The following is a 22,682-nucleotide window of genomic DNA, read 5'->3' as shown; positions in this document are numbered from 1 at the left end:
ACAGGCACCGGGCCGGCCGGCCGGCGTCAAAGCCTCTCGATCCCCCGCGGAGCCATCCGCGGCGCCCGCCGCTCCGGCACCCGCCCGCTCAGCAACACCAACCGGGCCGCCCGGTGCCGCTGCCCGGCATACGGCTCCAGCAGGCGCAGCATCACGGAGTCGTCCGCGTCCCGGTCCCCGGCCAGCGCGAACCCCACGATCCCCGGCAGGTGCAGATCCCCCACCGTCACCGCGTCCGGCGCCCCGTGACTGCGCTGCACGGTCTCCGTGGACGTCCACGGCCCGATCCCGGACACGGCCTCCAGCCGCTGCCGCGCCGCCGCCGGCTCCATCCCGGCCGCCTCCTCCAGCCGCGCGGCGACCCGTACGGCCCGCAGGACCGTCGACGCCCGCTTGTCGTCCACCCCGGCCCTGTGCCACTCCCAGGACGGGATCAGCGCCCACGTCCGCGCCGACGGCATGACACACATCCGCCCGGGCGCGGGCCCCGGCGCCGGTTCCCCGTACCTCCGTACGAGCAGCCGCCACGCCTGGTACGCCTCCAGCGTCGTGACCTTCTGCTCCAGGATCGACGGAATCAGCGACTCCAGCACCAGCCCGGTCCGCGTCAGCCGCAGCCCCGGCCGCCGATGCCGCGTCAGCGCCAGCAGCCGGTGCCGCGGCACGAACGCGGACGGGTCGTCGTCGGCGCCCAGCATCCGCGGCAGCTGCTCCAGCAGCCACTCCGCACCCGGCCCCCAGGCCTCGCCCCGCACCTCACCGCCGCGCGCGGTGACCCGCAGCGTGCCCGGCCCGGCGGGCGTCCGGCTGGCCCGCCACACCGAGCCGTCCGGCATCGTCCGGAACGTCGGATCGCCGGGCCCGCGCCGCAGCGGACCGAGCACCAGCCCCAGCTCGTGCGGCCCGTCCGGCGCCCACACCCGTACCTTCGCCGGCGCGAGTGCCTGCCGGGGCACACCGGCCGCGGGCACGACGGCCTCCCCGCCGCGCGCCGAAGCACGCGCGGGCCGGGGGGCGAAACGTCCTGCCACGGGTGAGGTCCTTGGGACGAAGGAAAGAGACGAGGGAAAGAGACGAGGGAAAGAGACGAGGGAAAGAGACGGGGGAAAAGACAAGTCCCTACGAGGGTAGGCGCTCGGCCCGACAGCTCACCGCACCTCGATGAAGGCCCCCGCGTCCCGCTCCGGCCGCGCCCGCGGCTCCTCGGCGGGATGACCGACCGCGACCGCCCCCATCGGGTCCCAGTCACCCGGCAGCCCCAGCACGTCCCGTACGACGTCCCGGCAGAACATCGTCGAGGACACCCACGCCGAACCCAGCCGCTCCCCGGCGAGCGCGACGAGCAGGTTCTGCACGCCCGCGCCGGTGGCGACCACGAACATCTCCCGCTCGGCCCCGTCGCGCCGCGCGTCCCCGTAGGTGTGCGAGCCGTCCATGACCAGGCAGGGGACGACGAGGTACGGCGCGTTCCGCAGCACGTCGCCGCGCCGGATCCGCTTGGCGATCGATTCCTCGCTCTTGCCGTCCCGCCGCAGGTCCGCGATCCAGGCGTCCCGCATCGCGTCCAGCAGCCGGGTGCGGGAGCCCGCAGACTCCAGCAGCACGAACCGCCACGGCGTCGTGTGGTGCGGGGCGGGCGCCGTCACCGCCGCGGCCACCGCGCGGCGCACGGCACCGGGGTCGACCGGCTCGTCCGTGAAGGCCCGTACCGTACGGCGCTGGGTGACCGCCAGCCGTACCGCCTCCGACGTGCCCAGCCGGAACATGTCGTCGCGCGCGCCGCGCACCATCACCCGCGCGCCCTCGCCGTCGTCCTCGGCGACCACCTGCGGGAGCCCGCGTACGACGGCGACGGGCAGCCCCGCGGCCTTGCCCTTGACCAGGTCGCCGGCGGCGGCGAGCTCGTCGGCGGTGGCGACGACGGTGGCGCCGAGCGGATTGCCGTGGGCGTCCGTGCCCCCGCGCAGGTCGTCGAGGACCCGCACACCGGCGGCACCGATCGCCACGTCCGTGAGCCCGGCACGCCAGGGCCGCCCGAACGTGTCGGTGACGACCACGCCGACGTCGACGCCGAGCGCGTCGCGCAGCCCGTCGCGGATGCGGCGCGCGGAGGCGTCCGGGTCCTCGGGGAGCAGCAGCACCGTCCCGGACGGTGTGTTGGAGGCGTCGACTCCGGCCGCCGCCATGACCAGGCCCTGGCGGTTCTCGACGATGCGCAGCGCGCCGCGCCGGGCCACCACCCGTACGGTCTCCGCGTCGATCGCGGCCTCCCGGTCGGCGGCCCGTACGACACGTCCCTCCGCCTTGGAGACGATCTTGGACGTGACGAGCAGCACGTCCCCGTCGGCCAGCCCGGGCTCGGCCGCCGCGATCAGCTTGGCCAGGTCGTCGCCCGGCTGCGTCTCCGGCAGGCCCGGGACGGCCCACACCCGGTAGCCTCCCCGGTGACCGGGAACCCCGTCACGCACGCCGTCGCTCACGCCTGCGCCACCTCCTCCGCCAGCGTCAGCGCCTCCCGGGCCATCCGGGCCGCCGCGTCGAGGTCGGTCATCATCAGCGGAACGGCGCGGCAGAGGATGCCGGCCGCCTTCACGCGCGTGACGCACTCCGCGTCGACCGTGTCGACCAGCCAGCCGTCGAGCAGCCCCGAGCCGTAGTGCTCAGCGACCGCGGCCGCCGTGGACTCCACGCCGACCGCCGCGAGCACCTTGTCGGCCATCCCGCGCACGGGCGCGTCCCCGACGATCGGGGACAGGCCCACCACGGGCACCCCGGCGTCGGCGATCGCCTCCCGGATGCCGGGCACGGCGAGGATCGTGCCGACCGAGACGACCGGATTGGAGGGCGGGAAGAGGATCACGTCCGCCTCCGCGATGGCCTCCAGGACTCCGGGCGCCGGCTTCGCCTGCTCGGCGCCGACCGCCACGACCGCCTCGGCGGGGACCGAGGCCCGCAGCCGTACCCAGTACTCCTGGAAGTGGACCGCCTTGCGCTCCCCGGACCCGTCGGCGGAGCCGCTGTCGGGCAGCGTGACGGCGACGTGCGTCTCCACGCGGTCGTCGCTCATCGGGATGAGGCGCACGCCGGGCTTCCAGCGGTCGCACAGCGCCTGCGTCACCGCGCTGAGCGGATATCCGGCGGCCATCATCTGCGTCCGCACGATGTGCGTGGCGAAGTCCCGGTCGCCGAGCCCGAACCACTCCGGCCCGGCCCCGTACGCCGCGAGCTCCTCCTTGAGATGGAAGGTCTCGTCGGCCCGCCCCCAGCCCTGCTCCTCGTTGATGCCGCCGCCGAGCGTGTACATCACCGTGTCGAGGTCCGGGCAGACCTTCAGCCCGAAGAGGTGGATGTCGTCCCCGGTGTTGCCGATGACCGTGATGTCCGCGTCGGGCGCGGCCTGCTTCAGACCACGCAGGAACCGGGCACCACCGATGCCGCCTGCCAGAACCACAATGCGCATGGCCCCAGTCTTGCAGGCGGGGACGACAGTGCGTCAGGCAGTCGTCACGGCACCGGCACCGGCACCCGCACCGGCACCCGCGCCGGTACCGGCACCCGCGGCCGAGCACCGCGCGGAGTGCGCGGAGTGCGCGGAGCGCATCGGCATGTCCGTCAGGCCCGGGTAGTAGACGTGCAGGCTGACCGCCGGCTCCAGCGCGTCGTTGACCACCTCGTGGACGTAGCCCGGCGCGAACACCCGCTGGGCCCCCGCCCGCAACTCGCGCGTGGCGCGCTCCGTGCGCTCGGTCAGGGTGCCGTCCAGGACGGTCAGCACCCCGGAGGAGGGGCCGTGGTCATGGCGTCCGCTGCCCTGGCCGGGCACCCAGGACAGCAGCCAGACCTCGTAGCCGGGACCGGTGCGCAGCCGGTGGTACCAGCGTGTCGTCGCGTCGTACCGGACGAGGTGCTCCCACTCGGACCGGTCGGCGGCGATGGAGCGGGCCAGGCCGACGAACTCGGCGACGGTGGCCGGGTGCTCGCGCGGTGCCTGCAGGAGGTGGGGGACTTCGAGGATGTCGCCGGCGATCTGGAGGTCGCTGTCGCTGTTCATGGGTGCGGTGGGTCCTCGGCAGATGAGTGCGGGGGAGTGGTGAGAAGCGAGACGAGAAGCGAAGACGCCCTGGTGGGGCGGAGGGGGAGAGTCGGGTCGCGTGGACCCGGGACAGCCGGAGCGTGGCTTGCTCAACAGCTGGAACAGCAACAACAGCTACGGCGAGCGCGGGCAGCACCGTGGGACCCGGCGGTGCGGGTCGAGGTGAGCGCCAAGTTCGCGAGCATGCCCACAAGGACAGCGGTCCACACCGGCACTGTCAACTCGTTGCCCGATATGTGGGACATGTTTCACCTCATCCGGTTCATCTCGCAGGTGAAAGGTTTGCTCAGGCGGCTTCCGGGACACATGGCGCACAAGCCCGGCGCGCAACCCCCGTTGCGATCCTGTGATCCGAATGTGATCGGCCTCGCTTCGGCGCGTGTATCGGAACGGGATCGAACGCGGGGGCGTCCTTCCTGGTGCGGGCGCCGCGCGGGCCGGGTGTCCCGGTGGGTCTCGTCGGTACGTCGAGGTTTAGGACGATTTGAACACTTTCCGCTTGGCCTTGGTTCCGCAGAGTGAATAAGGGGCCCAATAGCAGATCTCGGCTTGACTCGCCCGGAGCAGCACACTTGTAATTTCACTCGTGTCGTTCAGCCGGAAACGGTAACGGCTGGATCACGGGGACGCGAAAGACAGACGAGGGGCGCACATGACCGAGCTGGTGCAGCAACTGCTGGTCGACGACGCGGACGAGGAACTCGGCTGGCAGGAGCGCGCACTGTGCGCCCAGACCGACCCCGAGTCCTTCTTCCCTGAGAAGGGCGGCTCCACCCGGGAGGCCAAGAAGGTCTGCCTCGCCTGCGAGGTCCGCTCCGAGTGCCTCGAGTACGCCCTTGCCCACGACGAGCGCTTCGGCATCTGGGGCGGCCTGTCCGAGCGGGAGCGCCGCCGCCTGAAGAAGGCCGCCGTCTGACCCGCCACGCGCACAAAACCGGCGGGAACGGCAGGAACGGCCCCTCGCGGGCGGGTTGTCCACAGGCGGCGGGGCGTCGTCCTGGCCAGCCGATAGTGTGGGCGCTCGTCCGAGACGCCCCGCCACCCGCAACAGGCACGGGCGTCCACCGCAGTCCACCGAACCGGGGCCCGTACCTCGATGTCCGTGCACAGCCACACGGCAGCCCAGCAAGACCTCGCTGCCACACCTGAGTTCCCGCGCCACGTGGTGACCGCGGTCCTCGTCGCCCACGACGGAGCCCGCTGGCTGCCCGACGCCCTCGCCGGGCTGCTCGGCCAGGAGCGCCCCGTCCAGTACGCCGTGGCCGCCGACACCGGCAGCGCCGACGACTCCGCCCGGCTGGTCACCGAGGCCCTCGGTGACGACCGCGTGCTCCACCTCGCCCGGCGCACCGGCTTCGGCCAGGCCGTCGAGGAGGCCGCCCGCAGCGCCCCCGTGCTCACCCCGGAGGACCTGCCGTACCTGAGGCGGCCCAGCGGCTGGGACCCCGTCACCCGCACCTGGCGCGACGACACCTACGACCTGCCGGAACTCCCTCACGGAGAGCCGGTGCAGTGGCTGTGGCTGCTGCACGACGACTGCGCCCCCGAACCCGACGCCCTGGCCCAGCTGCTGCGCGTCGTGGACAACGAGTACGAACTCGGCCGCGACGACGTCGCCGTCGTCGGCCCCAAGCTCCGCGGCTGGTACGACCGCCGGCAACTGCTGGAGGTCGGCGTCTCCATCGCCAACTCCGGCCGCCGCTGGACCGGCCTGGACCGCCGCGAACAGGACCAGGGCCAGCACGACCACGTCCGGCCCGTCCTGTCGGTGTCCACCGCCGGGATGCTGATCCGGCGTGACGTCTTCGAGCGGCTCGGCGGGTTCGACCGCCGGCTGCCCCTGATGCGCGACGACGTCGACCTGTGCTGGCGCGCGCACGCCGCCGGACTCCGCGTCCTCGTCGCCCCCGAGGCGGTCGTACGCCACGCCGAGGCGGCCTCGCGCGAACGCCGCGCCGTCGACTGCGCGGGCCGCACCACCGCCTCCCCGCACAAGGTGGACAAGGCCGGCGCCGTCCACACCCTCCTCGTCAACGTCCGCACCGCCGCCCTGCCCTGGGTGCTGCTGCGCCTCGTCCTCGGCACCCTGCTGCGGACCCTCGCCTACCTCGTCGGCAAGGTCCCCGGGCAGGCCCTCGACGAGATCCGCGGCCTGCTGGGCGTCCTGCTGCGCCCCGAGCGCATCATCGCCGGACGGCGTGAACGCGGCCGGCCGCAGGTCGAGAAGGACGAACTGCGCGCCCTGTTCCCGCCGCCCGGCGCGACCGTCCGCGTCACCGTCGAACAGGTCGCGGGCAACCTCGTCCGCGACTCCGACGCCGAGACGGCCCCCGGCGCCGGACGGCACGGCGGCGCCATCGAGTCCGGACCCGGCGGCGACGACGCCGACTTCCTGGAGATCGAGCAGTTCGCCCGGCTCAAGCGCGTCGCCCGCAAGCCCGGCCCGGTGCTCTTCCTCGTCCTGCTGTTCGTCTCCCTGGCCGCCTGCCGCGCCCTCCTCGGCGGCGGAGCCCTGGCGGGCGGCGCGCTGCTGCCCGCGCCGGCCGGCGCCGGCGAGCTGTGGTCGCGGTACACGGACGCCTGGCACACGGTGGGCATTGGCGGCACCGCCTCCGCACCGCCCTACCTCGCGCTCGTCGCCACGCTCGCCTCCCTGCTGCTGGGCTCCACCGGGCTGGCCGTCACCCTGCTGCTGGTCTGCTCGGTGCCCCTGGCCGGCGTCACCGCGTACTTCGCCTCCCGCCCGCTCGTCACCTCCCGGCTGCTGCGCGCGTGGGCGGCGGTCGCCTATGCCTTCCTGCCCGCCGCCACCGGCGCGCTCGCCGGCGGCCGCATCGGCACCGCCGTCCTCGCCGTGCTGCTCCCGCTCATCGCGCGGGCGGGCGCCTCGGCGGCCGGCCTGACGGGTTCGTCCGGCACCCGCGGCAGCTGGCGCGCCACCTGGGCGTACGCGCTGCTGCTGACGATCACCACCGCCTTCACCCCCGTCGTGTGGCCCGTCGCGCTGCTCCTCGGCATCGGCGTCCTGGCCCTGCGCAGGGGCGACATCACGGCGTACGGACTGCGTTTCCTCGCCCAGCTCGGCACCCCCCTGCTGCTGCTCGCACCCTGGTCGCTGACGCTGCTCCCGTTCGGCTTCCTCGACGAGGCGGGACTGGAGTACGGCGCTTCGGCCGCCTCCGCCCTCGACCTGCTCGGGGCGAGCCCCGGCGGCCCCGGCACGGTCGGCGGACTGGTCCTCATCGGCATCGTGCTGGCCGCGCTGGCCGCCCTGCTGCGCTCCGAGCGGCAGTTGGGCATCCGCACGGCCTGGGCCGTCGCCCTGGTCGCCCTGGTCTTCGCGGTGCTCTCCAACCGCTCCGCCTGGGCCGGACCCGCCACCCTCGTCTACGGCATCGCCCTGCTGTCCGCAGCGACCCTCGGCGCCGACGGGGCACGCTCGCGCGTCGCCGAGCAGAGCTTCGGCTGGCGCCAGCCGGTCGCCGCCCTGATCGCCCTCGCCTCGGCCGTCGGCCCGCTGATCGCCGCCACCGGCTGGATGATCGGGGGCGCCGACGGCCCCCTGGAGCGGCGCGACCCCGTACAGGTGCCCGCGTTCGTCGCAGAGGAGAGCCGCACCCGCGACCAGGCCCGCACCCTCGTCCTGGACAGCGACTCCGCCGCACAGGTGCGTTACATGCTGGTCCGCGGCTCCGGAGTCCGCCTCGGCGACGGCGAACTCGCCACCACGGACGCCGGGAACAGCGGGCTCGACAAGATCGTCGCCAATCTCGTGGCCGGCTCCGGCGCCGACCAGGCCGACCAGCTCGGCGGCTTCGCCGTGCGCTACGTCCTCGTGCACGACGCGCCCCGCGAGGTCAGCCGCGTCCTGGACGCGACGCCCGGCCTGAGCCGGCTGAGCCAGCAGGACGGCAGCGGACTGTGGCGGGTGGACCAGGAGGTCGCGCGCGCGACCATCGTGTCCGGTGCCGACTCCGGGGCCGGCTCCGGTGAGCCGCAGCCCGTCGCGGCCGGACCCGTCGAGGTCCACACCGAGATCCCGGCCGGCTCCGAGGGCCGGGTGCTGCGCCTCGCCGACACCGCCGCCGAGGGCTGGACGGCCACGCTGGACGGCAAGCCGCTCACCCGCACCACGGTCGACGGCTGGGCCCAGGGCTTCGAACTCCCCGCCTCCGGCGGAAAGCTGGACATCACCTACGACGCCCCGTTCACCCACACCGCGTGGCTGTGGGCCCAGGGCCTCCTCGGTGTCGTCCTGGTCGTCCTCGCCCTGCCCGGCAGGCGCCGCGACGTCGACGACGACCTGCCGGACGAACCGCTCGTCCCCGCCGAGGCGATGGAGGGCGACGGCCGCCGGGCCCGGCGACTGCGCGCCCAGGCGGAGGCCGAGGCCGAGGCCGCGGCCGGCTCCGAGCCGGTGACCGAGGCCACGCCCGGCACGGGCGAGACCGACCCGCCCCCGCAGACACCCGTGACCGTTCCGCAGCAACCGGCGTACGGCGCATGGGACTCGGCCGGGTACGCGGGCACGGAGAACGACTCCTACGGCACGTACGGCGGCGAGCAGTACCAGGACGGCCGCCCGTACGACCCCGGTGCGTACGGGCAGCAGCCGTACCAGGGCGACACCTACCAGGGCGGCCAGGCCGATCCGTACGAGGCGGGTCAGTACGACCCGTACGGCTACGGCAACCCGCCCGGTCCGTCCGGGGCCGGCACGTACGACCCCGCCTACGACCCCGCCTATGACCAGACGTACGGCCAGGCGTACGGCCAGGGCGGATACGACACGCCCTACGACCCTTCCCAGCCCCACCACCCCCACGGCACGGGCACTGAGCGTCCCGACGGGAGCCAGCAGTGAAGCGCACCACCCTGTCCCTGTTCGCCGGCGCGACCGCGCTCGCCGCGATCACCGGATTCGCGGCGGTCACCACACCGGCCGCCACCGGCCCGGACACCGCCGAGCCGGCCGCCCGGCTGCCCGTGGAGCGCACCAGCCTGCTGTGCCCGGCGCCCAGCACGTCCGACCTCGCGGAGACGTCGTACACGTCCTTCACGCCCGTCACGAAGGGCACCGCCGACAAGGGCGGGGCCGTTCTCGAGGCCGGGACCGCCAAGGACGCGAAGAAGCCCGGGAAGCCCGTCGTGCAGCCGAAGGAGCCCGGCACGCCGGTCACCGGCCGGATCTCCGGCGCCGACGGGACCGCGCTCGTCGGCACCGCCGAGGGGAGTCACGCGCCCGGCTGGACCGTCCAGCAGACCACGGAGGTCGCCGCCGGGACGGGCCGGGGGCTGCAGGGCGTCAACTGCACCGCCCCGGACACCGAGTTCTGGTTCCCGGGCGCCAGCACGGCGACCGGCCGGACCGACTACGTGCACCTGACGAACCCCGACGACTCGGCGGCCGTCGTCGACATCGAGCTCTACGGCGAGGACGGAGCCGTGAAGTCCACGGTGGGCGAGGGCATCACCGTGCCGCCGCACGGCAGTGAGTCGCTGCTGCTGTCGACGCTCAGCGACGTGGAGCAGACCGACCTCACCGTGCACGTCGGCGTGCGCAGCGGGCGGGTCGGGGCCGCGGTGCAGGCCCTGGACGACAAGACCGGCGGCGACTGGCTGGCCGCGTCCGCGGACCCGGCGAGCGCCCTCGTACTGCCGGGCATCCCCAAGGACGCCACAGCCGTACGCCTGGTGCTGTTCACGCCCGGCGGCACCGACGCCGACCTGAAGGTGCGGCTCGCCTCGCCGTCCGGGCCGATCACGCCCGCCGGGCACGAGACGGTGCGCGTCAAGGCGGGCACGACGACGGGCGTCGACCTCGGCGAGGTCACGCGCGGCGAGGCCGGATCGCTGGTGCTGACGCCGACCGGCCGTTCCGTTCCGGTCGTGGCGGCGCTCCGGGTCGTACGGGGCAAGGGCGGCGAGCAGGAGTCGGCGTTCATCCCGGCCTCCGACCCGGTCGGCGCGCGCGCGACGGCCGCGGACAACCGCGCCAAGAGCACGACACTGTCCCTGACCGCCCCCGAGAAGGCCGCGAAGGTCAAGGTCACGGCGTCGGCGGGCACCGAGGGCGGTACGACGGCGACCAGGACGTACACGATCAAGGGCGGCACGACCCAGGACGTCGAGGCACCGGTCCCCGCCGGCCTCAAGGGCACCTACGCGCTGACGGTCGAGACGCTCTCGGGCGGTCCCGTCCACGCGTCCCGGACCCTGACCGGGCAGGACGACGACGTGGCGTCCTTCACCGTGCAGACCCTCCCCGACGACCGGGGAACGGTCTCGGTACCGAACGCGGACGACGACTTGTCGGTACTGCAGAGGTAGCCGTGCCCGTACTGCGGAGGCAGCCGTGCCGTGCGGCGTCCCCGTGGGCGGCACGGGTGGGCACGGCGCGGGTGGGCACGGCGCGGGTGGGCGGCGGGGCCCCCTCCCGCCGAGCGGAGCCGGGGGTGGGGGAGGCGCCCCGCCACGCGGGGGCTCGCGGCCACGCGGGGGCTCGCGCCAAGCCTCAGCACCGACGCGGCGCGCAGTCGGCCCGGGTCCACCGCGCGCGGCCCCGGCCCTCTCAGTCCTCCCCGTACCCGGGGTCCACGGTCTCCGGCGTCAGCCCCAACAACTCCGCCACCTGCTCGACGACGATGTCGTGCACGAGCGCCGCCCGCTCGTCCCGCCCCTTCGTCCGGATCTCGACCGGCCGCCGGTACACGATCACGCGTCCCCGCCGCCCGTCCCGCGAGGGCACCGTCCCGCCGAGCGGAACCGCCTCGTCGTTCCACACGTCCCCGGGCCCGGCGGCCTTGTCCAGCCGCGGCACGTCGAGGACGAGGAAATCGATGTCGGCGAGCTGCGGCCACCGCCGCTCCAGGCGCTCCACGGAATCCTGCACCAGGTCCGCGAACACCTCGCCGCGGCTCGCGGCGAGCGGAACCTGCGGGGGAGCGATCGGTCCGCGCATGCCCCGACCGTGGCGATCACGACGGCGGGGCCCTGGGCGGCCGGCATCACGGGGCGTCACGGGGTTGTCCATCACTGCTGAAGGGTAGTCCCCGCCGGGGCCGCGCGCCGGACCGTACACGCACACCGCACCACGCCCGGGCCCCCTGCGCCGGATGTCGCCGGATGACCGTTCCAGCCAAAGTTGGGCTCAATTTCATATCTCTCTGCGACCGCCGAACTCACAGCAAATGTCGCCGTTTGTATCGGATCGTGACCACTCCCCGAACCGTCCGGTATCCCGAAATCCGGTGTCCTCGCAGGTCAACGAGGCGTCTCCGGAGGGCTCCGCGGGGCGTTCCAGATCACGACACGGTGGTGTGACCTGGTGGATAGTCTTCGCGGCCCGCTCAAGAGTGCGGTACCGTCCAACATCGTGAGCCCTGTACGTCGCTGTTCGCGCACCGCCTGCGGCCGTCCCGCCGTCGCGACGCTGACGTACGTCTACGCCGACTCGACCGCGGTCCTCGGCCCGCTCGCCACCTACGCCGAACCCCACTGCTACGACCTGTGCGCCGAGCACTCCGAGCGCCTCACCGCCCCGCGCGGCTGGGAGGTCGTCCGCCTCCTCGACGGCTCCGCCCCGGCCCGCCCCAGCGGCGACGACCTGGAAGCGCTCGCCAACGCGGTGCGCGAGGCGGCCCGCCCCCAGGAGCGCGCGGCCGAGGCCGGCGGCGGTCCCCGGACGGCGGACCCGATGGAGGTCGCGCGCCGCGGCCACCTGCGCGTGCTGCGCTCGCCGGACAACTGAGCGCGCCAACCCCGCTCCCGCTCCCCTTCCGCTTTCGCACGGCGGAACCCGGGGAGGCCGCCCGTGCTCGCCCTCGCCTACGTCATGAACCTCTCCGGATGAACCTCTCCGGGCAGGCCGCCACCATCGGCCACTTCGTCGCGGCGGCCGGCGCCGGACTCGCTTCCTGTCGCCGGTCCTCGGCTGGACGCTGCCCCGACCTCGCGCCGACGTCGCCCCCCACCGTGCCCCCACTCGCTCCGTAACCGCTCCGGCCCTGCCCCGACCTCCGCTCCGGCCTTGGGGAACCACCCGGCGCCCGCCCGGCGGTTGCGGGTAGTTTGTGGGCTCCTACAGGACTTTCAGGAAGGTTGGCCGTGGCTGCTGATCTGTCGCAGATCGTGAAGGCGTACGACGTACGCGGTGTGGTCCCGGACCAGTGGGACGAGTCGCTGGCCGAGCTGTTCGGCGCGGCCTTCGTCGAGCTGACCGGCGCGAGCGCCATCGTGGTCGGCCACGACATGCGCCCCTCGTCGCCGGGACTGTCCGGCGCCTTCGCGCGCGGGGCGGCGGCCCGCGGCGCCGACGTCACCGAGATCGGCCTGTGCTCCACCGACCAGCTGTACTACGCGTCCGGCGCGCTGGACCTGCCGGGCGCCATGTTCACGGCCTCGCACAACCCGGCCCAGTACAACGGCATCAAGCTGTGCCGGGCGGGCGCCGCCCCCGTCGGCCAGGACACGGGCCTCGCGGAGATCCGCGCCCTGGTGGAGCGCTGGAGCGCGTCCGGAGCACCGGAGCCTGCTACCCGCCCGGGCACGGTCACCCGCCGCGACACCCTCGCCGACTACGCGGCCCACCTGCGCTCCCTCGTCGACCTCACCGCCATCAGGCCCCTGAAGGTCGTCGTCGACGCCGGCAACGGCATGGGCGGCCACACCGTCCCCTCGGTCTTCGCCGGCCTGCCCCTCGACCTCGTGCCGATGTACTTCGAACTGGACGGCACCTTCCCCAACCACGAGGCCAACCCGCTCGACCCCGCCAACCTCGTGGACCTGCAGAAGCGCGTCCGCGAGGAGGGCGCGGACCTCGGCCTCGCCTTCGACGGCGACGCCGACCGCTGCTTCGTCGTCGACCGGAACGGCGACCCGGTCTCCCCGTCCGCGGTGACCGCCCTCGTGGCCGCCCGCGAACTCGCCCGCAACGGCGGCAAGGGCACGGTCATCCACAACCTGATCACCTCCTGGTCCGTGCCGGAGGTCGTGCGGGAGAACGGCGGCACCCCGGAACGCACGCGCGTGGGCCACTCCTTCATCAAGGCCGAGATGGCCAGGACCGGCGCCATCTTCGGCGGCGAGCACTCCGCGCACTACTACTTCCGCGACTTCTGGAACGCCGACACCGGCATGCTGGCCGCCCTCCACGTCCTCGCCGCCCTCGGCGGACAGGAGGGTCCCCTGTCCGCCCTGGTCGCCCAGTACGACCGCTACACCGGCTCCGGCGAGATCAACTCCACCGTCGCCGACCAGGCCGCCCGCCTCGCCGCGATCAGGACCGCGTACGAGGGCCGTGACGACGTCACCCTGGACGACCTGGACGGCCTCACCGTCACGGCGGCCGACTGGTGGTTCAACGTCCGCCCCTCCAACACCGAGCCGCTGCTGCGCCTGAACGCCGAGGCACGCGACGAGGCCACGATGACGAAGGTGCGGGACGAGGCGCTGGCGATCATCAGGGCCTGAGGGGCCGGCCCGCGCCCACAGCCGGCCGAGTCGGGCGGTGGGCGGACGCAGACCGGGGCCCAGGGGGAAGTCCCTGTCGGGGTCGTAGGGGCGGCGCCCCTACACCCGGCCCTCCCCGGCGGTACCCTGACCAGCACATCCGCACAAGCCGAACCTCCCCCGAAGGGAACCCCCATGCCGCTCGAAGCCGGCCTCCTGGAGATCCTCGCCTGCCCCGCCTGCCACGCCCCCCTCAAGGAGCAGGACGCGGAGCTGATCTGCACCGGCCAGGACTGCGGCCTGGCCTACCCGGTGCGCGACGGCATCCCGGTCCTCCTCGTCGACGAGGCCCGCCGCCCCGAGTAACCGAAGAGGGCCCGCCGCCCCGTGAGCCGACGAGGCCCCGCCCCGAGTAACCGACGGCCGGCCCACGGCCGGGGGAACCCGCGCACCCGAACGAACGCACCCGGCGATCGGAGACTGCCGCCATGCTCGACGAATCGCTCCTCGACGCCCCGGAACGTCTCACCGAGGCCGACCGCCGCGGCCTGCTCCGCGGCGCCGCCGAGGCCGGTGCCCGCGTACGCACCGCCGCCCGGCACGCCGCCGAGGCCGGCGTCGGCAACCTCAAGCCGGACGGCCGGCCCCGCGCCGTCCTGATCGCCGGCCCCGGCGCCGCCGCGACCCACACCGCCGACCTCCTCGGCACCCTCGCCGGCGCCGGCAGCCCCGTCACCCGCCTCGCCCCCACCGGCGTCGCCCCCGCCGCGGGCGCCCTGCGCTGGGAACTGCCCGGCTGGGCCGGTTCCGTGGACCTCCTGCTGATCGCCACCCCCGACGGCACCGAGCCCGGCCTCGCCCTGCTCGCCGAGCAGGCCTACCGCCGGGGCTGCACCGTCGTCGCCGTCGCCCCCGCCCGGTCCCCGCTCAGCGAATCGGTGAACGGATCCCACGGCCTGTTCATCCCGATGGCGACCGCCCCCTACGACCACGACGAGCCCCTCGCCGGTGCCGCCCCCGGCGTCCTGTGGGCGCTGCTCACCCCGCTCCTCGCACTGCTGGACCGCACCGCCCTGCTCGACGCGCCGCCCGACGCCATCGAGAAGGTCGCCGACCGCCTCGACCGCATCGCCGAGCGCTGCGGGCCGGCCATCGTGACGTACAGCAACCCCGCCAAGACCTTGGCGGCCGAGGTCGCCGACTCACTCCCCGTCATCTGGACCGAGGGCACCTCGGCCGGACCCGCGGGCCGCCGCTTCGCCGCCGCGCTCGCCGAACTGGCCGGCACCCCGGCCGTCGTCGCCGAACTGCCCGAGGCGCTCGGCGCGCACAGCGCCCTGCTCGCCGGCCGGCTCGCCGCCGGCGCCGACCCCGACGACTTCTTCCGCGACCGCGTCGAGGAGGCACCCGCCCTCCACGCGCGCGTGGTGCTCCTCCGCGACCGCCCCAGCGGCGGCCTCACCGCCGCTCCCACCGCCCGTGACCTGGCCCTCGGCCACGACACGCCGATCAGCGAACTGGAACCGGAAGCGGGCGGCGAACTGGAGACCCTCGCCGAGCTGATCGCCATCACGGATTTCGCCGCCGTTTACCTGGCGATCGCCTCGGACGCCTGATCCCGTACGCACCATCTCGTACGTACCAGCGCCACGCACCATCTCCACGTACCAGCGCCCCGCACCAGCGCCACGTACGAGGACACGCACCGCGCACGCACCGGCAGAGAGAGCCCATGGACCGCCTCGACAACACCGTCCGCCCCTACGCCTGGGGCTCCACCACCGCGATCCCGACCCTGCTCGGGACCGAGCCGACCGGCGAACCGCAGGCGGAGATGTGGATGGGCGCCCACCCCGGCGCCCCCTCCCGCACCGACCGGGGGACCCTCGCCGACGTCGTCGACGCCGACCCCGAGAAGGAACTGGGCGCCGCCTCCGTGGCCAGGTTCGGCCCCCGGCTGCCCTTCCTCCTCAAACTCCTCGCCGCCGGCGCCCCGCTCTCCCTCCAGGTCCACCCCGACCTGACCCAGGCCAGGGCGGGCTACGAGGACGAGGAGCGCCGCGGAGTCCCCCTGGACGCCCCGCACCGCAACTACAAGGACGCCAACCACAAGCCCGAACTGATCTGCGCCCTCACCGAGTTCGACGGCCTGTGCGGCTTCCGCGCCCCCGCCGAGACGGCCGACCTGTTCGACGGCCTGGGCGTCGCCTCCCTCAAGCCCTACGCCGACCTGCTGCGCGCGCACCCCGAGGACGCCGCCCTGCGCGAGGTCCTCACCGCGATCCTCACCGCCGACCCCGAGGACATGTCCCGCACGGTCACCGAGGCCGCGGCCGCCTGCGACCGCCTCGGCGGCGCCTACGCCCCCTACGCCGACATCGCCCACCACTACCCGGGCGACCCCGGCGTCCTCGCCGCCATGCTCCTCAACCACGTCCGGCTCCAGCCCGGCGAGGCCCTGTACCTCGGCGCCGGCATCCCGCACGCCTACCTCGACGGCCTCGGCGTCGAGATCATGGCCAACTCCGACAACGTCCTGCGCTGCGGCCTCACCCCCAAGCACGTCGACGTCCCCGAACTGCTGCGCATCGTCCGCTTCCAGGCCGGCGACCCCGGCATCCTCCGCCCGGAGGCCTCCCCCGACGGCGAAGAGGTCTACGACACCCCCATCGACGAGTTCCGGCTCTCCCGGTACGTCCTCCCCGAGGGCGGCGGCAGCCACGAACTCACCCTGCCCACCCCGCAGATCCTGCTCTGCACGGCCGGCACCGTGTGGGTGGGCGAACACGAACTGGCCCCCGGCCGGTCCGTCTTCGTCCCCGCCGGGGAAAAGGCCGGAGCATCCGGGTCCGGCACGCTCTTCCGCGCCACCGTGCGCGTGTGACACGGGCACGGACACGCCCCTGAAACAGGCCTGACGGGCGTACGACGGGGCATCCGGCACATCGAGGCCCGCACGGGCTGCAACAATGGCGCACCGCGCAGGAGGGGCGAAGCCGACGACCGGCCGAGCCCCCACCGGCGTACGGACGCAGCCGAAGGCGAAGGGACAACGCGACACATGAGCGCGTCAGGCGGAACCAAGGCGATCGTGGCGGCACTGCTCGCCAACCTCTCGATCGCGGTAGCGAAATTCGTGGCGTTCGTCTTCAGCGGATCGTCATCGATGCTCGCCGAGTCCGTGCACTCCCTCGCCGACTCCGGCAACCAGGGCCTGCTGCTCCTCGGCGGCAAGCGCGCCCAGCGCGAGGCCACCCCCCAGCACCCGTTCGGCTACGGCCGCGAGCGCTACATCTACGCCTTCCTCGTCTCCATCGTGCTCTTCTCGGTCGGCGGCATGTTCGCCCTCTACGAGGGCTACGAGAAGATCAAGCACCCGCACGACATCGAGCACTGGTACTGGCCGGTGGGCGTCCTGGTCTTCGCGATCATCGCCGAGACCTTCTCCTTCCGGACCGCCATCAAGGAATCCAACGTCCTGCGCGGGAAGAAGTCCTGGAAGGAGTTCGTCCGCCACGCCAAGGCCCCCGAACTGCCGGTCGTCCTCCTCGAGGACCTCGGCGCCCTCGTCGGCCTGATCCTCGCCCTCGGCGGTGTCGGCATGGCCCTGCTCACCGGCGACGGAGTCTGGGACGGCGTCGGCACCCTGTGCATCGGCGTGCTGCTCATCCTGATCGCACTGGTCCTGGCCGTGGAGACCAAGTCCCTGCTGCTCGGCGAGGCCGCGGGCGTCGAGTCGGTCCAGCAGATCGAGTCCGCGATCGTCGCCGGCGACACGGTCACCGGTGTCATCCACATGCGCACGCTCCACCTGGGCCCCGAGGAACTGCTCGTCGCCGCCAAGATCGCCGTCCGCCACGACGGCACGGCCACCGAGATCGCCTCCGCGATCGACGCCGCCGAGGCCCGTATCCGCGAGGCCGTCCCGATCGCCCGCGTCATCTACCTGGAACCGGACATCTACAGCGAGTCCGAGGCGACCAAGGGCCCGGACCGCGAGGCGACCCCCGGCGGCCCGGCCGCACCGCCCGCCGCCCACTGACGCCCGCACCACCCGCACCCACGGGGCCCGCCGATCCACTCGGCGGGCCCCGCCGGTTTCCGGACCCCGGCGGAACCCGTCACGCCTCGTGAACGTCCGGAAGTGTTCGGAGGCGGACTGGGGACGGCGGGCACCCGCGGTGTAGCTTGGGACGGAGCCAGACGTCGCTGCTGATGGCGGTCGGGCGGTCCAGGACGGACCGGCCGAGGGAGAGAGGGCCTCCGACGGACTGCGCTGCGCGCACGCGGGCATGCCTGTGTCCTCTTCGGGGCACCCCTGTGTCCGCCGCCGCGCAGGTCAGCCGTACCCACCTCGACCCAACCCGAGGAGCAGCCCGTAATGACGACTGTCGACAACCGGCAGGACTTCAAGGTCGCCGACCTCTCCCTGGCCGCGTTCGGCCGCAAGGAGATCACCCTCGCCGAGCACGAGATGCCCGGCCTCATGGCGATCCGCAAGGAGTACGCCGAGGCCCAGCCCCTCGCCGGCGCCCGCGTCACCGGCTCCCTGCACATGACCGTGCAGACCGCCGTGCTCATCGAGACCCTCGTCGCCCTCGGCGCCGAGGTCCGCTGGGCCTCCTGCAACATCTTCTCCACCCAGGACCACGCGGCCGCCGCCATCGCCGTCGGCCCGAACGGCACGCCCGACAACCCGCAGGGCGTCCCGGTCTTCGCCTGGAAGGGCGAGACCCTCGAGGAGTACTGGTGGTGCACGGAGCAGGCCCTGACCTGGCCGAACACCCCCACCGGCGGCCCGAACATGATCCTGGACGACGGCGGTGACGCCACCCTCCTCGTCCACAAGGGCGTCGAGTACGAGAAGGACGGCAAGGTCCCCTCGGTCGACACCGCCGAGTCCGACGAGCACCGCGTCATCCTGGAACTCCTCACCCGCACGGTGAGCGAGAGCCCGCAGAAGTGGACCCAGCTGGCGTCCGAGATCCGCGGCGTGACCGAGGAGACCACGACGGGCGTCCACCGCCTGTACGAGATGCACCGCGACGGCACCCTGCTGTTCCCGGCGATCAACGTGAACGACGCGGTGACGAAGTCGAAGTTCGACAACAAGTACGGCTGCCGCCACTCCCTGATCGACGGCATCAACCGCGCCACGGACGTCCTCATCGGCGGCAAGACCGCGGTCGTCTGCGGCTACGGCGACGTGGGCAAGGGCTGCGCGGAGTCCCTGCGCGGCCAGGGCGCCCGCGTGATCGTCACCGAGATCGACCCGATCTGCGCGCTGCAGGCGGCGATGGACGGCTACCAGGTCACGACGCTGGACGAGGTCGTCGACAAGGCCGACATCTTCGTCACCACGACCGGCAACAAGGACATCATCATGGCCTCGGACATGGCCAAGATGAAGCACCAGGCGATCATCGGCAACATCGGCCACTTCGACAACGAGATCGACATGGCCGGCCTCGCGAAGATCCCCGGCATCGTCAAGGACGAGGTCAAGCCCCAGGTCCACACCTGGACCTTCCCCGACGGCAAGGTCCTCATCGTGCTGTCCGAGGGCCGCCTGCTGAACCTGGGCAACGCGACCGGTCACCCGTCGTTCGTGATGTCCAACTCCTTCGCGGACCAGACCCTGGCCCAGATCGAGCTGTTCACCAAGCCCGACGAGTACCCGACCGACGTCTACGTGCTGCCCAAGCACCTCGACGAGAAGGTCGCCCGCCTCCACCTCGACGCCCTCGGCGTCAAGCTGACCACGCTCCGCCAGGAGCAGGCCGACTACATCGGCGTCAAGGTCGAGGGCCCGTACAAGGCGGACCACTACCGCTACTGAGCAAGCCCGCGTCGCAGCCGGCGGGGGCGCGTCCGTTCACAGACGCCCCCCGCCTGCTGCCGGCTCCTCCGGGACAGGCCCCCGCACCCCCGTGCCGGGGGCCTGCCCCGTCGGCGCCTCAGCGGCCGGACCAGCAGCCCGTCATCACCCAGGACCCCCATGCCCCGCGGCCGGTATTCGCTCCACGATCCGCACGACCACACCCCCCTCGCAGAAGAACACTTCCAGTGCGCCCCCGGCCCCTCCGGCTGGCGCTACGTCTCCCGGCTGACCACACCCACCGGAGACCACCAGGGCTCCGTCGACCTCGCCCTCGACGAACTCGGCCGCCCCATCCGCCTCGAACTCCACGCCGCGAGCTGGCAGGTACGGGGCGCGGCCATCGACGGCGTCACCTGGGTCCGTACCGACCCCACCGGAGTCCACGCCACCGAAGGCAATGCGCGCGCCCACGCCTTCACCGGCACCTCCCCGGCCTTCCTCGTCGCCGTCACCCGTCTCCTGCGCCTCACCCCCTCCGGACCGGCCACCCGCGTACGCCTCGTCGCCCTCACCGACCCGGTCCTCGCCCCCCGCACCGTGGACCAGTCCTGGGCCTTGCTCGACAGAGAAGCACACGCCACTGACAACGGCCCTCTGACCGTGGACGAATACCAGGTCACAGCCCTGGACACCGGCGAGCAGCACGCCGTGCACATCGCCGGCGACGTCGTACTCGCGGCCCCCGGCATCGAGCTGGAGGACCTGGAGTCACCACCGTCCGTGTTCCCCTGAGCGACGTCGGGGCGCAGCCCGCCCCGTCTACGCCGGCGGTACGAACCCGGTACCGGGACGGGCATCAGGCGGAGCGTCCCGCGACACCTCGGGCCGGGCCCCTGGCGAAGGCGCGTTCTGCGGCACTGCGGGTGGCATCCCCTGCGGCAGCGCAGGCGACACCACCGGAGAAGCCGAGGACGGAGGAGGTGAGGACGGAGGAGCCGTGGGCGCCGTCACCGCGGGCGCCCCACCCGCGGACCCGCCCCCGAACGCCCGCCGGGCCTCCCGAGCCTGCCGTTCCTGCAGCACCGCCGCCAGGTACGCCGCCGGCGGAACCTCCTGCGGCACCGGAGCACCCGTACGAGCCGCCACGTCGGAGGCGAGCCGTTCCGCCATGGCCCAGCCGACCCGGGGATCAAGCTGCCCCATCCGGGCCAGGTACTGGCGGACGGCAAGCCACAGATCATCGGGCACGGCGGACAGATCAAGCCCCGAGAACCGCCCCGCCAGCCAGGGCGGAGGCGGCGGCATGAAGCCCGCCGGTGAGACCGGCACCCGCTCCCGCACGACCAGAGTCCCCGCGAACACATCACCGAGCCGCCGCCCCCGCGCCGACACGAGCGAGGCGATACAGGCGACGACACCGAACGTCATGAGGATCTCGATCACCCCGATCAGACCCCGCACCAGCGAGTGCCGGAACCGGATCGGCCCGCCGTCGTCCCGCACCACCCGCAGACCGCACGCCATCTTCCCGAGCGACCGCCCGTGGCTGAGCGTCTCCACCGCGATCGGCCCGCCCACGAGTACCAGGACGAAAGCCGCGATCGATATCGCTGTCTGCGCCGCCATGTCCAGGGAGGCGGTGGAGGCCACCAGAACGATGGTCACCGCCACATAGACGGTCACGGCCACCACCAGGTCGAGCAGGACGGCCAGCCCCCTGCTGGGCAGCCTCGCGGGGCGCAACTCCAGCGCCACCGCCTCGCCCGTCACCAGCTCGCTCATGCCTGCCGCCCTTCCCCTGACTGCCCCCGTCCCCGCCAGTCTGCCAAGCTGAGGACACACCGCGCCGCAGTACGACAAGCTGATCCACGACGAGCCGCCGACGATAGCCGAGGAGCAGGCACACCGATGGACCTCGACGTCTTCGTCTCCGCCCACCGGGCGGAGTGGGACCGCCTCGACGCCCTGCTCCGACGCCGGCGCCGGCTGACCGGCGCCGAGACCGACGAGCTCGTCGCCCTCTACCAGCGCACGGCCACCCACCTCTCCCTGATCCAGTCCAGCGCGCCCGACCCGCAGCTGACCGGACGGCTCAGCCAACTGGTGGCACGCGCGCGCAGTGCGGTGACAGGGACCCGCCGAGCTTCCTGGCGCGACGTCACCCGCTTCCTGACCCAGCAGTTCCCCGCCGCCGTCTACCGGGCACGCCACTGGTGGGTCCCCACGGCACTTCTGTCGACCGCTGTCGCAGCGCTCCTCGGCTGGTGGATCGGCACCCACCCGGCGGTGCAGGCCACCATCGCGGCGCCCAGCGAACTGCGGGAGATGACCCGCCCCGGCGGCCAGTACGAGACGTACTACTCGAGCCACCCCGCGGCCTCCTTCGCCGCACAGGTCTGGACGAACAACGCCTGGGCCGCCGCGCTCTGCCTGATCCTGGGCGTCTTCCTGGGCCTGCCCGTCATCTGGATCCTGTTCCAGAACATGCTCAACCTCGGCATCGGCTTCGGCCTGATGTCCTCGGCCGGCCGCCTCGACACGTTCCTCGGCCTCGTCCTGCCCCACGGCCTGCTCGAACTGACCGCGGTCTTCGTGGCCGCGGGCACCGGCCTGCGTCTCGGCTGGACCCTCATCGACCCCGGCCCGCGCCCCCGGCGCGTCGCCCTCGCCGAGGAGGGCCGCGCCGCCATCGGCATGGCGATCGGCCTCGCCCTGGTCCTGTTCCTGTCCGGCGCCATCGAAGGCTTCGTCACCCCGTCCGGCCTGCCCACCTGGGCACGCATCACCATCGGAGTCGTCGCAGAGCTGGCCTTCCTCGCCTACGTCTACGTCCTGGGCGGCCGCGCGGTCCGCGCCGGTGACACGGGCGACGTCGAGGCGCCCGAACGCAGCGCCACCGTGCCGACGGCCGCCTGATGTGCATGAACCCCCGGTGAGCTGCTAGTGTCCTCTTCGTTCCCGCAAGAGCCGTTGACACGGAGCGAGCGGGGAGGTAGATTCAAACAGTTGCCTGGAGATGGGGTCACCCCAGAAGGCGACAGTGAGTGTCTATCTGCTTCCTGCCGAATCAATGAATTCGACGAAGCACTCTCCCGATGAATCGGAAATGAACGGCCGGTCAGACCGGCTCGGAAGTTCTGATAAAGTCGGAACCGCCGGAAAGGGAAACGCGAAAGCGGGAACCTGGAAAGCACCGAGGAAATCGGATCGGAAAAGGATCTGATAGAGTCGGAAACGCAAGACCGAAGGGAAGCGCCCGGAGGAAAGCCTGAGAGAGTCTCTCGGGTGAGTACAAAGGAAGCGTCCGTTCCTTGAGAA

General features: G+C 73.1%; 18 protein-coding genes. 12 read left to right on the top strand and 6 right to left on the bottom strand.

Annotated elements, in window-relative coordinates:
* Window positions 1-26 precede the first annotated feature (26 nt).
* The 4 genes from ACP4J0_RS00090 to ACP4J0_RS00075 form a co-directional block, all read right to left on the bottom strand.
* Window positions 27-1,031 carry a DNA-3-methyladenine glycosylase family protein gene (locus tag ACP4J0_RS00090; RefSeq protein ID WP_426596510.1) on the bottom strand — a complete coding sequence of 335 codons (1,005 nt, stop codon included), beginning with the start codon at window positions 1,029-1,031 and terminating at the stop codon, window positions 27-29.
* Window positions 1,032-1,148: 117 nt separating this feature from the next.
* The gene (locus ACP4J0_RS00085; RefSeq protein WP_426596509.1) at window positions 1,149-2,480 is read right to left on the bottom strand and encodes a coenzyme F420-0:L-glutamate ligase; all 1,332 of its coding nucleotides are present in this window, start codon (window positions 2,478-2,480) and stop codon (window positions 1,149-1,151) included.
* Window positions 2,477-3,460, bottom strand: coding sequence for a 2-phospho-L-lactate transferase (gene cofD, locus ACP4J0_RS00080; RefSeq protein WP_426596508.1), 984 nt, complete (start codon window positions 3,458-3,460; stop codon window positions 2,477-2,479). The genes ACP4J0_RS00085 and cofD overlap by 4 nt, the downstream gene beginning before the upstream one ends.
* 33 nt (window positions 3,461-3,493) lie before the next feature.
* Window positions 3,494-4,051 carry a cysteine dioxygenase gene (locus ACP4J0_RS00075; protein ID WP_426596507.1) on the bottom strand — a complete coding sequence of 186 codons (558 nt, stop codon included), beginning with the start codon at window positions 4,049-4,051 and terminating at the stop codon, window positions 3,494-3,496.
* 694 nt (window positions 4,052-4,745) lie between these two features.
* Between ACP4J0_RS00075 and ACP4J0_RS00070 the strand changes: the two genes are divergently transcribed.
* The 3 genes from ACP4J0_RS00070 (at window position 4,746) to ACP4J0_RS00060 (ending at window position 10,423) form a co-directional block, all read left to right on the top strand.
* Window positions 4,746-5,009, top strand: a complete 264-nt coding sequence (locus tag ACP4J0_RS00070; RefSeq protein ID WP_006134669.1) for a WhiB family transcriptional regulator — start codon at window positions 4,746-4,748, stop codon at window positions 5,007-5,009.
* 180 nt (window positions 5,010-5,189) lie between these two features.
* A complete protein-coding gene (locus tag ACP4J0_RS00065; protein WP_426596506.1) occupies window positions 5,190-8,957 on the top strand; it encodes a glycosyltransferase in 3,768 nt (1,255 codons plus the stop codon).
* Window positions 8,954-10,423 carry a DUF5719 family protein gene (locus ACP4J0_RS00060; protein WP_426596505.1) on the top strand — a complete coding sequence of 490 codons (1,470 nt, stop codon included), beginning with the start codon at window positions 8,954-8,956 and terminating at the stop codon, window positions 10,421-10,423. The genes ACP4J0_RS00065 and ACP4J0_RS00060 overlap by 4 nt, the downstream gene beginning before the upstream one ends.
* A gap of 241 nt (window positions 10,424-10,664) precedes the next feature.
* Here the strand turns inward: ACP4J0_RS00060 and ACP4J0_RS00055 are convergent, their stop codons facing one another.
* The gene (locus ACP4J0_RS00055; RefSeq protein WP_426596896.1) at window positions 10,665-11,126 is read right to left on the bottom strand and encodes a metallopeptidase family protein; all 462 of its coding nucleotides are present in this window, start codon (window positions 11,124-11,126) and stop codon (window positions 10,665-10,667) included.
* Between the two features lie 294 nt (window positions 11,127-11,420).
* Between ACP4J0_RS00055 and ACP4J0_RS00050 the strand changes: the two genes are divergently transcribed.
* The 8 genes from ACP4J0_RS00050 (at window position 11,421) to ACP4J0_RS00015 (ending at window position 20,156) form a co-directional block, all read left to right on the top strand.
* Complete coding sequence (locus ACP4J0_RS00050; RefSeq protein WP_426521416.1) at window positions 11,421-11,843, top strand: DUF3499 domain-containing protein; 423 nt, start codon at window positions 11,421-11,423, stop codon at window positions 11,841-11,843.
* 356 nt (window positions 11,844-12,199) lie between these two features.
* On the top strand, window positions 12,200-13,564 hold the full coding sequence (locus ACP4J0_RS00045; protein WP_426596504.1) for a phosphomannomutase/phosphoglucomutase: 1,365 nt from the start codon (window positions 12,200-12,202) through the stop codon (window positions 13,562-13,564).
* A gap of 174 nt (window positions 13,565-13,738) precedes the next feature.
* The gene (locus ACP4J0_RS00040) at window positions 13,739-13,909 is read left to right on the top strand and encodes a Trm112 family protein (protein ID WP_007450268.1); all 171 of its coding nucleotides are present in this window, start codon (window positions 13,739-13,741) and stop codon (window positions 13,907-13,909) included.
* A gap of 122 nt (window positions 13,910-14,031) precedes the next feature.
* Window positions 14,032-15,159 carry an SIS domain-containing protein gene (locus tag ACP4J0_RS00035; protein WP_426596503.1) on the top strand — a complete coding sequence of 376 codons (1,128 nt, stop codon included), beginning with the start codon at window positions 14,032-14,034 and terminating at the stop codon, window positions 15,157-15,159.
* A 116-nt stretch (window positions 15,160-15,275) separates the two neighbouring features.
* Window positions 15,276-16,427, top strand: a complete 1,152-nt coding sequence (manA, locus tag ACP4J0_RS00030; protein WP_426596502.1) for a mannose-6-phosphate isomerase, class I — start codon at window positions 15,276-15,278, stop codon at window positions 16,425-16,427.
* A gap of 177 nt (window positions 16,428-16,604) precedes the next feature.
* Window positions 16,605-17,585 (top strand): cation diffusion facilitator family transporter, encoded by a 981-nt coding sequence (locus ACP4J0_RS00025; protein ID WP_426596501.1) that lies wholly within the window; start codon window positions 16,605-16,607, stop codon window positions 17,583-17,585.
* A gap of 339 nt (window positions 17,586-17,924) precedes the next feature.
* Window positions 17,925-19,382 carry an adenosylhomocysteinase gene (gene ahcY, locus ACP4J0_RS00020; RefSeq protein WP_426596500.1) on the top strand — a complete coding sequence of 486 codons (1,458 nt, stop codon included), beginning with the start codon at window positions 17,925-17,927 and terminating at the stop codon, window positions 19,380-19,382.
* Window positions 19,383-19,541: 159 nt separating this feature from the next.
* On the top strand, window positions 19,542-20,156 hold the full coding sequence (locus tag ACP4J0_RS00015; RefSeq protein WP_426596499.1) for a hypothetical protein: 615 nt from the start codon (window positions 19,542-19,544) through the stop codon (window positions 20,154-20,156).
* Window positions 20,157-20,183: 27 nt separating this feature from the next.
* On the opposite strand, the gene ACP4J0_RS00010 is transcribed toward ACP4J0_RS00015, so the two are convergent.
* Entirely contained in the window at window positions 20,184-21,146 is a 963-nt protein-coding gene (locus tag ACP4J0_RS00010; protein WP_426596498.1) for an RDD family protein, read from the bottom strand.
* A 126-nt stretch (window positions 21,147-21,272) separates the two neighbouring features.
* Between ACP4J0_RS00010 and ACP4J0_RS00005 the strand changes: the two genes are divergently transcribed.
* Complete coding sequence (locus ACP4J0_RS00005) at window positions 21,273-22,280, top strand: stage II sporulation protein M (protein ID WP_426596497.1); 1,008 nt, start codon at window positions 21,273-21,275, stop codon at window positions 22,278-22,280.
* The last annotated feature ends 402 nt before the right edge of the window (window positions 22,281-22,682 follow it).

Source organism: Streptomyces sp. WG7, assembly GCF_049975785.1.
GTDB lineage: Bacteria > Actinomycetota > Actinomycetes > Streptomycetales > Streptomycetaceae > Streptomyces.
The sequence above is the reverse complement of the archived record's forward strand: the minus strand, read 5'-3'. Positions and strand labels throughout refer to the sequence as shown.